The sequence below is a fragment of the Rhodococcoides fascians A44A genome (assembly GCF_000760735.1).
GTDB classification, from domain to species: Bacteria; Actinomycetota; Actinomycetes; order Mycobacteriales; family Mycobacteriaceae; genus Rhodococcoides; species Rhodococcoides fascians_E.
Genome location: NZ_JMEX01000008.1, coordinates 1 through 11,094 on the forward strand (window position 1 = coordinate 1; position 11,094 = coordinate 11,094).

7 protein-coding genes are annotated in these 11,094 nt (G+C 64.8%); 1 reads left to right on the plus strand and 6 read right to left on the minus strand.

The annotated features are described in order from the left end of the window. Positions 1–276: 276 nt before the first annotated feature. The 3 genes from BH95_RS12110 to BH95_RS12120 all read right to left on the minus strand — a co-directional run bounded on the left by BH95_RS12110 (position 277) and on the right by BH95_RS12120 (position 3,077). Entirely contained in the window at positions 277–1,605 is a 1,329-nt protein-coding gene (locus tag BH95_RS12110) for an IS1096 element passenger TnpR family protein (RefSeq protein ID WP_037182473.1), read from the minus strand. Positions 1,606–1,674: 69 nt separating this feature from the next. Next, positions 1,675–2,205 (minus strand): LpqN/LpqT family lipoprotein, encoded by a 531-nt coding sequence (locus BH95_RS12115; RefSeq protein ID WP_037182475.1) that lies wholly within the window; start codon positions 2,203–2,205, stop codon positions 1,675–1,677. Continuing rightward, complete coding sequence (locus BH95_RS12120; protein WP_037182477.1) at positions 2,202–3,077, minus strand: Cof-type HAD-IIB family hydrolase; 876 nt, start codon at positions 3,075–3,077, stop codon at positions 2,202–2,204. The genes BH95_RS12115 and BH95_RS12120 overlap by 4 nt, the downstream gene beginning before the upstream one ends. 46 nt (positions 3,078–3,123) lie before the next feature. On the opposite strand from BH95_RS12120, the gene BH95_RS12125 reads away from it, so the two are divergent. Beyond that, positions 3,124–3,999, plus strand: a complete 876-nt coding sequence (locus BH95_RS12125) for an aldo/keto reductase (RefSeq protein ID WP_037182478.1) — start codon at positions 3,124–3,126, stop codon at positions 3,997–3,999. Here BH95_RS12125 and BH95_RS12130 read toward each other — a convergent pair. From BH95_RS12130 to BH95_RS12140, 3 genes are all read right to left on the minus strand, one after another. Next, positions 3,996–5,189 carry a metallophosphoesterase gene (locus tag BH95_RS12130; RefSeq protein WP_037182480.1) on the minus strand — a complete coding sequence of 398 codons (1,194 nt, stop codon included), beginning with the start codon at positions 5,187–5,189 and terminating at the stop codon, positions 3,996–3,998. The two genes, BH95_RS12125 and BH95_RS12130, sit on opposite strands and share 4 nt — an antisense overlap. Further along, the gene (locus tag BH95_RS12135) at positions 5,182–5,832 is read right to left on the minus strand and encodes an NAD(P)-dependent oxidoreductase (protein ID WP_052060189.1); all 651 of its coding nucleotides are present in this window, start codon (positions 5,830–5,832) and stop codon (positions 5,182–5,184) included. The genes BH95_RS12130 and BH95_RS12135 overlap by 8 nt, the downstream gene beginning before the upstream one ends. Before the next feature lie 71 nt (positions 5,833–5,903). Next, positions 5,904–10,601 (minus strand): AAA domain-containing protein, encoded by a 4,698-nt coding sequence (locus BH95_RS12140; protein ID WP_037182485.1) that lies wholly within the window; start codon positions 10,599–10,601, stop codon positions 5,904–5,906. Positions 10,602–11,094 lie beyond the last annotated feature (493 nt).

The window sequence follows — 11,094 nt, forward strand, 5'->3', positions numbered from 1 at the left end:
AAACATTCGGCACTGACATTCATCGACACACTGTTGAGTTCTCAAAGAACACGCACACACTCTCCACCCGCAGACTCACGCCTACCAGCATCAAGGGCAACTGTTCCAGCCTATCCCAGCTTGGTCTCGGATGCAAGCTCCGACTCTTGGGGGACAAACCAATCAAAAGCTACCGTACAACCTCGTTGTCTCCAACCTCTCGGCTGGAGTCGGTGTCCGTGTCGCTCTGACTCGACAAAAGTTACGCGACGACTCGCCGAACTCCAAATCGCCTGGTCAGAGGCGTCGGCTAGTCCGAAGCGCGTCCCGAGCGAACCGTCGAGCCCAGATCGGGGACTCCGCTCCCCCTCCTCCGAGATAGAACAACGGCCCGTGTGCACCGATCAGATCCAGAAATGCAACGGTCGGGTGCGCGATCTTCTGCGCTTCGAATGCGCCGTGGTCTCCGGTCACCCAGTCGAGTGCACCCGTGACTTCGACGATCATCGCGTCCCGTTGGGCGGGTGAAGCCGAGGCGGCGAGCGCGATCAGGAAGAGCGTTCCGGCGTCCTGTTCATGAGGTTGCTTTCCGAGAGGCAGCCGAGCTGCGCAGTGGTGCCAGAGCCCGACCGGGTCGTCGACCAATGCGGTGCCGACTCTGGTTCGAACGAGCTCCCCCTTGAACACGCGAACGAGACCCAGCGCCTTCGCGGCTTCCCTCAGGTCCGTTGCTTGGTGGTGGTCGGCTTCGAAGAGACTGTCGCCTACCCAGCCGATTCCCCAGTCCAGCTCGTCGCGGACGGCTTCCACTACACGGGGCGGCAATCTGCCGCCGGCCAGTGCGATGCCGGAGTCACCGACTTTCCGAAGCAGCCACATCATTTTCGCCATGGCGGTGTCAGCTACCGGCAGGTCGACGGAACTCTCGATGGTCAGCTCGCATCGAGGCAATAGTTCCAGCAAACGAGGCTTCGGGACGGCACCGCTTCGACTGAACAGCCTCGCAACCAGTGCCGATGCAGCTGCGCTTTCGGTCTCCGACGAGCGAACTTCTCTGGCTCCGCGCAGACGTGTGTTGATCTCGTCCACTGTCGGCGCCGAGGATCTGCCGGATACTGCATCCGCGTCGGCCCCGTGGCCGGGGCAGATGTTCTCGGCGCCCACGCACGTCGGCCGTAGGTCGTCGATGTCCATGTCCACCGCCATGACCTGCACCGACAAGCCACGCGCTTCATCGAACCGGTAGTAAGCACGATCGCCGGGGCGGGCCAGTACCGCGTCCACGCGCACGTGATCGCCCGCCGCGTCGGTTCCGTCTCGTAAGCCAGCGGGAACGAACGTGTCCGACGCGGAGTCCAGCCGATAGTGCTCGTCGTGCCAGCCCATCGCGGCCTGGATCAGCGCATGCAGTTCAGGAAGTAACAAGTCCGACCGAAGTCTCAAGCGTCGCCACACCGTCGGGACGTACGACAGAAGCTCGACGTGCAGCGTCAACTGCACGATCCCCGACGCCCCGTCGGCGGGTACGTCGCGTACGGCTCGTGCGAACTCGAGTTCCCGACGCGGCTCGGTCGGGAGGTCCGGCACCAGCGTCAGGTGCCGTGCGCGTCCGGTGCGATTCGGCATGTGTCCGACTGTAGTGAACTGTACGGTGACTGTGCGTCGCACCGATCGGGTCCGATCAGAACGGGTGAGCTATCCCAAATCGAACAGTCCGTCGTTGATCGCGGCGACGTCGAACGCGAGTTTCTCGGCTTGGCCGGCCAGGATGGTGACCGTCAACTGCACCAGATACTGCTCGTCGACACCGAGAACGGCGTACCGCGTCGTGACGTTCAACTCCAGTTGCTCCGCAGTGAACGACCCAGCAAGGAACCGTGCCGGCCACGGTCCGAGGTCTTCGGCGCTTGCCGATGCCTCGGACCACCCCGGCATCAGTCGAGCATCGGTGAAGCTGCAGTCGAGTAACGGACCGGAATCGACCGCCGTGGAAAGCTTTCCGACAAGAAGCACGGCGTTCGGCGCGAATCCGTTCTCCACGAGCGAAGTCTCGACGAGCACGGCCGTCGCGCCGGGGAACTGCTCGGCAGGTGCCGCCTCCCACCCGGCCGGGGTGTGCGCCACCACCCCGAGGGCGGCCGCAGCGTCGCGCCCGATCGGCGTCACCTGAATGCCGTTCGACGAAAGATACTGGGCGACAGTCAAGTCACCGCTGCCGGAAGTCATGAGGGGGCTCCTTCTGTCGAATGTCCTGCACGGTCTTCTGTCAGCTCTTCCAGGTACCGAGCCACCCCGTCGTCGTCGTTGGAGTGAAGGATTCTGTCCGCGATCTCTTTGATCTCCAGCATCGCGTTCTCGGTGGTCAGAGCGGTTCCTGCCCATTCGAGCATCGGAACGTCGTTGAACGCGTCACCGACGGCTGCGACGTCGGTCCGATCGATGCCCAACTCCTCGCACAACCGCGCCAGCGCGCTGGCCTTGGACACCCCTGTCGCCGACATCTCGATGTACGGTGCGCCGGAATGGGTCAGTTCGACGCCGTCGACCTCTGCGGCCAACACCGTTCGGTACAGCTCCACGCTGGGAACATCAGGGTGACGAGCAACGATCTTGACCGTCGGCTCGTCGGACAGAACCGTCGACCGGACATCCATCTCGTGGGGGTGCCGATGATGGTCGGCGAACACGCACAGAGCGGCGTATCCGCGCTCGGCGACGAATCGAGTCGCACCGACCGTCGCGAAGACGACCCCCGGCACGACGTCACGGACCCTCTTCATCGCCGTCGCGACCGCAGTCGCGTCGATGGACGTCGTCCCGGAGATGACGGGCGTGCCGTCGGCGAGATCGAGAACAACAGCTCCGTTGGCGCCGATCGCCTTGCCCGTGAATCCGCAGGACTGGGCCAACTCGTGGATGGAGTGCCTGGCCCGGGCCGACGCCCAGACAACCTCGATCCCGGCGGCCCGGGCGGCGGCCATCGCCGCTGCAGTTCGTGCCGAAACAGAACGCTCCGAATTCAACAGAGTCCCGTCGAGGTCTGTGGCAAGCAAACGAACCGTCACACCCACGATGATGCCAGCGCTCGCACCGGCCACGGCAATGCGGGCATGGTGGACAGTGGACGGCGCTAGCCTTGAACGTGTGAGCACTCCGAACCTGACCCTCAATTCCGGAACCACGATCCCCCAGCTCGGCCTGGGAGTCTGGCAGGCAGCCGACAGCGAGACCGAGCACGCTGTCCGGTACGCGCTCGACGAAGCCGGCTATCGCCACATCGACACCGCCGCGGCGTACGGCAACGAAGAAGCCGTCGGGCGAGGCATCTCGTCGGCCGACGTCGCGCGTGAAGACATCTTCGTCACCACCAAGCTGTGGAACGCCGATCAGGGTTACGAGCCCGCGTTGGCAGCCTTCGACACCAGCCTGAGCAAACTCGGCCTCGATTACGTCGACCTCTATCTCATCCATTGGCCGCTGCAGAACGACGATCGACTGCTCCGAACCTGGGAGGCGCTCGAACAGATCGCAGAATCCGGCAAGGCGAAAGCAGTCGGAGTGTGCAACTTCGAGCCTCGCCACCTACAGCTGCTGATCGACCGCGGCGGCCTGCTGCCCGCTGTCGATCAGGTCGAGTTACACCCCCATCTCACCCAGCAGGCGATAAAGGACACGGCCGCTCGGCACGGTATCGCTGTCGAGTCGTGGAGTCCGCTCGGTGGAACGAGCAACTCCGGGTGGGGCAAGGCATCCAAGCCCAACACCCTGCTCACCGACCCGGTCATCACGACCATCGGCGAGCGTCACGGTAAATCCGCAGCACAGGTGTTGATTCGCTGGCACCTGCAGAACGGCCTGATCGTGATCCCCAAATCCGTTCACGACGAACGGATTTCACAGAACATCGATGTGTTCGACTTCGAGCTCACGCTTGAGGACCTCAGCGAGATTGCCACCTTGGACGACAACGCACGCGTCGGTGCCCACCCCGACGAGCTGAATCTCGGCGCGCCGGACTAGCCCGCAGTCCGAGCACGGAGAACCAGAACGGTGATCTCGCTCGGCGCGAACACCCGGAACGGCGGACCCCAGAAGCCCGTACCGGGCGAGGTGTAGAGCTGGGTCCGCTGACCGTGCGCACTGAGACCTCGCACGGTGGGCTGATCCAGCCGAACCAGGTACCGGAAAGGCCAGATCTGCCCACCGTGAGTGTGCCCGGACACCTGCAGATCCACTCCGCGCCTGACCGCGTCGTCGACTTGTTTGGGCTGGTGGGCGAGCAGGAAGACCGGCAACTGCGGGTCCGCCCCGTCCAAGGCCCGATCCAGATCCGCGCCGTGCCCGTCCGTCCCCGAGCCCGACGCCGTCCGATCGTCGACGCCCGCGATCACCAGAGCGCTGCTCCCGGAACCGATCTCGATGCGGTCGTTGTGCAGCGCTGTCCACCCGAGCGATTCCATATGATCGAGCCAGGCCTGAGCCTCGCCGAAGTATTCGTGATTCCCCGTGACGTACACCCGCCCGTACCGAGCACGAACGTGCCGTAACGGTTCCACCTGATGCCGGCGCGCGGCGACCGACCCGTCGGCCAGATCACCGATGTGACACGCGACGTCGGCGTCGAGCTCATTGATTCTCTCCACCACCCTGGCCGACCATCCGGCGCGGTCGATCGGACCGTAGTGGGTGTCGGTGATCATCACCACTCGCAACCCGTCCAGGTCCGCGCCGAGTCGCTCGAGATGAACGTCCTTCTCGACGACGCGAGGCACCTTCATCGCCTCGTAGTGCCCCCACACCAGCAGCGCGACCACGACGACGACCACCGCGCACGCGACGAGCCTGGAGCGGAACGGATCCTCGATCCCGGCGACAGCCAGCACCGCGCCGAGGAGATTGCCCAGAACACTCCACACGAACAGCACCCACACAGCGCCGAGCACCGTGTCGCCGACTCGCGCCGCACGGTCGTCCCCTCGCGCGTGCCCCAGGACCATCGCCGTGGGCAGAGTGATCCCAGCCAGAAGGATTCCGACACATCCCGCGACCGACACGGCCGCCGGCCAATCCGTACCCGCGAAGAACAGCGTCCACAACGGAACGCCGAAGAGCAGCACCACGACCAACAGAACGACGGACGACACCGTCAACCGACGCACGAGCGGTGGCCGGTTCGGCGCCTCTACCGGCCGCCCGGTCCGATCACCCACGCAACGCGTCGGCGATGGGGGTGTCACCGTTGTCGAACTCGATGAAACGGCCGACGGTGGACTCGTCGTCCAATGCCGCTGCGATCGCTGCTGCGACGTCGTCACGGGTCACGGACGCCCCCGTCGCACCGGCGTCACGCGTCGTGATGGAACCGGTACCTGGTTCCAGAGTCAGGGCACTCGGACCGAGAATGGTCCACTCGAGCGACGTCGTTCGCAGATATTCGTCGGCTGCGGCTTTGGCGTCCGCATACGCGTGGAAAGATTTGTCCGGATCCACGCCGTGGTCCGGCCCCGCACCGAAGTACGACACCATGACGTATCGCGACACACCCGCGCGGCCCGACGCGTCCATCGATCGAATGGCTGCATCGCGATCCACGGCGTAGGTGCGCTTCGGGTCTCCGCCGCCCGCGCCTGCCGACCAGACGACTGCGTCGAAACCGTCGATCAGCGCAGCGATCTTCTCGACGTCGAGAGTCTCGATATCGGCGACGACCGGAGTGGCACCGGCATTCGCGACGTCGTTCACGTGTTCCGGATTACGGATGATCGCTCCGACCTCGTGCCCCCGTGCGACGAGCAACGGCGCCAGACGTAGTGCGATCTTGCCGTGGCCTCCGAAGATGGCAACTCTGGACATGAACACTCCCTCGAATGGAAACAGGTCGTGTTCCACGCTAACGCACGGCCACGGACGCGCCGGTCCTGCCGCTACGACCGTCGTCGACCGTGAAATCCGTTGATCGGCAGTTCCACGTCGACGATGCCGTCGTCCTCGGAACTCGCGCGGACATCCGCGGGGGAACTTGCGCGGACATCCGCGGGGGAACTCGCGCGGACATCCGCGGGCATCGTCCAGACCTCGGTGACGGCTTCCGCCGGCACGTCCACGTCCTCGTCCTCCCGCGATCGCCCGAGCCACCCGTTCCACGACGAATTCTCGTCCGCCGGCCGTGGAGCCCGACCGGGCAACGCCACCTCGGTGACGATGTCCTCCTTGCGCGGTTCGAGGTCCAACGGTGTCCACTCCATCGTCCGGATCGGGTCCGGGTCGGCGCGCACCGAATCGGGTTCGATACCACCGGCGGCGAGCGTCGACCACAGGGTGCTCATGGCGGCCTCGGGGTCGAGGTAGTACTCCGACTCGCGCACTCGCCAGAACGTCCAGCCGCACCGTTTCAGTTCCTGTTCGCGCTGGAGGTCTGCCCGTAGCCGCTCCGGACTGTCCAGGACCGTGTCACCGTCGCACTCGACCGCCAGCCGCGAGGCCTGCCCGGTGACGACAAGATCTATCCGACGGTTGTTCACCTCGACTCCCGGAGTCACGTGGTAACCCCGATCGCGAAGTTCCACGAAGATTCGCTGCTCGAACAACGACGCGAAATCTGTGTGGCGTGATTCAGCGTCCACTCCGAGCGGCATCGGAACAACCGATGCAGGCGACACCGACGTCATGTACCCGAGCAAACTGTTACGCAGGTCCGCGCGCTTGAGCCGGTCCACGGTGACCGAATGGAACAGCCACAGTTGGTCCTGCGCACGCGACGCCGCGACGTTGAACCGACGCTTGTACTGATTTGCCGTCAACGCGACGAACGGCTGGCTCGGCGAGACGACCATGGACAGGAACACGACACTGCGCTCGTCTCCCTGGAAGTCCGGGGGCGTGCCGACACGGAGTCGGCGATCCTCCCACTGGTCGATGCCGATACGTTTGATGAGCTCGTTGCGAATTTCGTCGACCTGCGAACTCCCCTGCAGTACAACGACTCCGAATGTCTTGCCGTGGTACAAGGGATCGGCGAGACACTTCACGATCTGGCCGACGATGGCCAACGCTTCCACGCGATTGACCAGCGTCGCGCCCTTGCCGACGACGGTGGCATCCGGCACGTACGTGTGCCGCAACGGTGGAAGCCTGTCCGCCCCGAACTGCCGCACCGGGACGAGTGGGGAATCACCGTAGAACTGCTGACTGGACCAGTTGATGATCTCCGGCATCGACCTGAAGTGCTCCCGCAGCCTGACGACCTGGCCGAATCTCGTCCGGAGCATCGAGAACAGACTCGATCGCGGCGTCAGAGTTGCGCGAACGTGTTCCGGCAGATCGGGAAGATAGACGTCCAACCTGGTGAAGACGTCCTCCAGGGTCCCGGTCTGCGGAACATCCGCCGGCGCGCACTGACGGTCGTCACCGACGACGATGACGCGCGGAGCCAGGTACAGCAGGAACAGGCTGCTGATGTCCGCCTGACTGGCCTCGTCGACGATGACAACGTCGAAGCTGTCCGCGACCGGCGGCACCGACGCGAGGACCTGTTGCAGAGGCATGACCCACGCCGGCACGGCACTCTGTGCGTCGCGCATGGCCGATCGAGCCGCACTTCGATAGGTCTCCGCGTACTTTCCCGCACCCGAGCCGATCGCGGAAATGTGCTCCCGATAGGTCTGCAGGGCACGAACTTCCACGGCCGTCATCCGTTCGAGGCAGTCACGCCACGCCATGGCCGCACCGAGCTTGGCGGTGAGAAAGGACAGGTCCGCCTCGGCCGCGTTCAGCTCGGCGTCGAGACGGTGTTCGAGGCCCGAGTCGTGTTGTTCGGACACCCACTCACGCGCCCGGCGCCACGCCCACGCCTTGGACATCTGCCAACTCAGCTCGTCCCATTCAGGGTCGGCCGCAGTCTCCACGACGAGCTCGTGCAACGCTGGTGCGGTCGCGATAAGCCTCGCGGACAACGCATCCTGTTCGAGTTGATCCTTCTGCTCGGCGCAGGCGAGAAGGTAGGAATCGCACGCGGCGGCAACCGCGTCGGCGTCGGCCGAGCTGATCGCGGCGACCAGCGCGTTACCCTCCGGAGACGGACCACTGTCGATCTGGACCGCAACGCCGTACAGCACCCGCTCCAACTCGGCGCGAGCGACGTCCGCATCGATACGAGTCGCGATGGCACCGGCGGACCCCGCGAACTTCTGCGCGTCGTCGAGGGTTCGGATCCACGGGGCAGACGGAGACACTGCATACAAACGCTCGACCAGGGCGTCACGTGCATGGAGAACACCCGACACGCGAACGAGCTTGCTGGCGACGAGTTGCAGATCGTTGACCTGTCGTGACCGGGATCCGTCCGTGGACACCTCGATTCCCAAGTCGGCCAACAGGACCGACGCGGTACGAACGATGTCGAGAGCACGGACATGCTCGGCCACGAGACGCACGGCCGCGGCCGAGGCAGCAGCCGTCCCGTCCACCTCCGCCACGATGCCCAGCTGCTCGACGGCCTTCTGCTGCTCGCTCTTGCGGAATCTCCCCTTCCATTCCAAGCCCGATTCCAGTGCCACGGCGAAGGATTCGAGAGCTTGGAACGCAGCGTTCGACGTCAGCGAACTGCGCACGTCGTGCGCGCCGACGAAACGGTCCGACTGCGCCGCGACGTCGACCGTCGACACTGTTCCGCTGACTCTCGACCACAGATGAGCGGCTTCGCCGGACAGAACGGAATCGGTCAACTGCCGATACACGGCGTCGAGCTCCTGGACATCGCGGACACGAGCGTCGAGCTCCTCGCAGAGTCTGCGGATGTCGAACGCAGCCGCCGGATCGACCCCACCGAGGAATTCGACCAGCTGAGCGGATTGATCGGACGTCGTCGGTGCCGTCGCGCTCGCGCGCTCGCACAGGGCTCTCAGCTCGGCCGAGTTGGGCAGCATCGTCTCGAGCGCGGGAAGAGCCTGTCCAGTCCTGACATCCCTGCCCTCACGTGCGGTCGCGATCAAGCGGCGCAGCCGATCGACCTCGGTCCCGCTCAGTGGTGGGCGCTCACCGAACAGGGGGCCCGGCAGCCACTCGTGGGCTCCCTCGAGCGAACTCACCTTGCGCACGACGGTCGCAGCTGTCCCCTCGAATCCATCCGAGATATACGGGTGTACAACGGTTTCTGCCGCCCTCACCTCGGCGACCGCATCCAACAACCCATCGCGTCGGGCGAGAGCTTCGGCGCGACGTGCGACGAGGGAGTCGATCTTCTCGGCGTCGTCGATGTCGTTGTAGGCCGCTTTTCGATCCGCGATGCGAGCCACGCTGCGACTGAGTTCCTCGGACCCGCCGCGCGACAGGTCGGTGATGGACACGCACAACTCCTGTAGATCAGGAGGAAGCTTGTCCCGCAGCACACGCAATGCTTGTGATTTCTCACTAGTGACCAGAACCCTCTGCCCCCGCGCGAGCAGCGAGGACATCAGGTTGGCAATCGTGTGCGTCTTCCCGGTTCCCGGTGGGCCCTCCACGACGACCCCACTGTCACGTCCGAGGCGATGCACGATCTGGGATTGCTCCGCGTTCGCCGGTAGCGGGAACATCGGGTCCTCGGCGATCTCGCGGGGGTCCGCCGCGCCCGACCGCTCCAGCCACGCCAACCGATCCGCCGGCTCGATGGGCTCGACCAGCTGAGCGAGACCGAGAGGTGCCGTCGCGCCGTCTCGTCCGAGCTCGGCGATCATCTGCTCGTAGTAGTCCAGCAGGGCGTAGGAGTCTCGTTTGCGCATCACCACTGCCGGAGACAGCGTCAGGGTCGGCTTGTCCGAGACCCCGAACGTCGCCGGGCGGTCCAGCTCGGCCCGCACCTCCAGGTCGACGTCGAGAGTGCGCCGAGCCCAGTCCACCAGATACTCCCGAACCGGCGGTGCGAGAGGAGACGACACCGACGACGCGAGCGTCTGCTGCAGCTCGACCGACCCCGAGACGTCGAATCGAGGGTGGGATGCGAGCAATCTGGAATCCTCCAGATGCGGCTGAGCGTGCGCGGCGAGCGTGACCAGCAGGTCCCCGGTGCGTACGTCCCTCTCGATGGTCGCCGACTGCGTCAGGACGTGAGTGCGGATCGCGGCCGACGAATCCGTCGCGGCGAGACCGAGCAGACCGGATGCGACGACGACTTCGACCGACTCCGGCCGCGAGGCGACCTCCTGCATCATCAGCTGCAGCGACTCGTAGAGAGACGCCTGGGGCCTGACCTTTCGATCGTTCTCCGCCCAGACACGCCACTTGGCTGAATACGACGCGAACTCCTGGCGAATCTCGTACGCCCGGCGGATGTCGAAATCCGCATCGGTGTCGCTGTAACCCGCCTCGGTGTCCTTCGATTCCTCCAGGTCGAGCGCGCGGTAGCGGCTGTCGCCGATCATCGCCGGGTCGACGAGCCCTTTCAGCAGAGCCGGCAGCTCGGGTGGCTCGGAGACGTCGACGCGTCCCGCTCGGAACACCACGCCACCTGCCCTGGCGTTCCTGTCGAGCCGGAGCGCACCGGTCTCGCCGTCGATCCACTGAACCCGCAGGTGATCCTCGTAATCCAGCGTCGGCTCGGTACGTGCCGTGACGATCTCCCGCAGGAACTGCAGCAGCCGAAGCACTCGGCCTTCCACATTCTGACCATCGAGGCCTGCGTGACCGAGGCCCGTATGACCGCGGCCCGGAACCGATGAAGTCGACACTGCCACTACCTCTGCACTCTTCGAAACGGCCATCCTGGAACAGGTCGGATGCTTGCACTGAACCGCCAGAATAGTCTCCGGGACGGTAATGGTCATGGTCTCCGAACCGGTTGCCCGGTCTATCGTGCAAGTTCACAACGCGCGTTGTTCGACGTCGGCCGCACTCACAGGCCAACCAAGGGCGATCGAGCCCGCGTCGAAGTGTCGGGCGGGACCCACCGACACCCCTACCCGCTGGTAATGTACCGGCCGGTAACCGGGAACGTTCCACAACGTGAAAGTCGGCTTCTGCCAACGCTACTCGCCAGTATGCCGTCAAGTCTTCCGTGACAATTCATAGAGGAATCGCGAATAGCTCGTGAAATGCCCTGCGGTGGTTGAGGTTTGAACAACGCGATATCTGTCACATCCA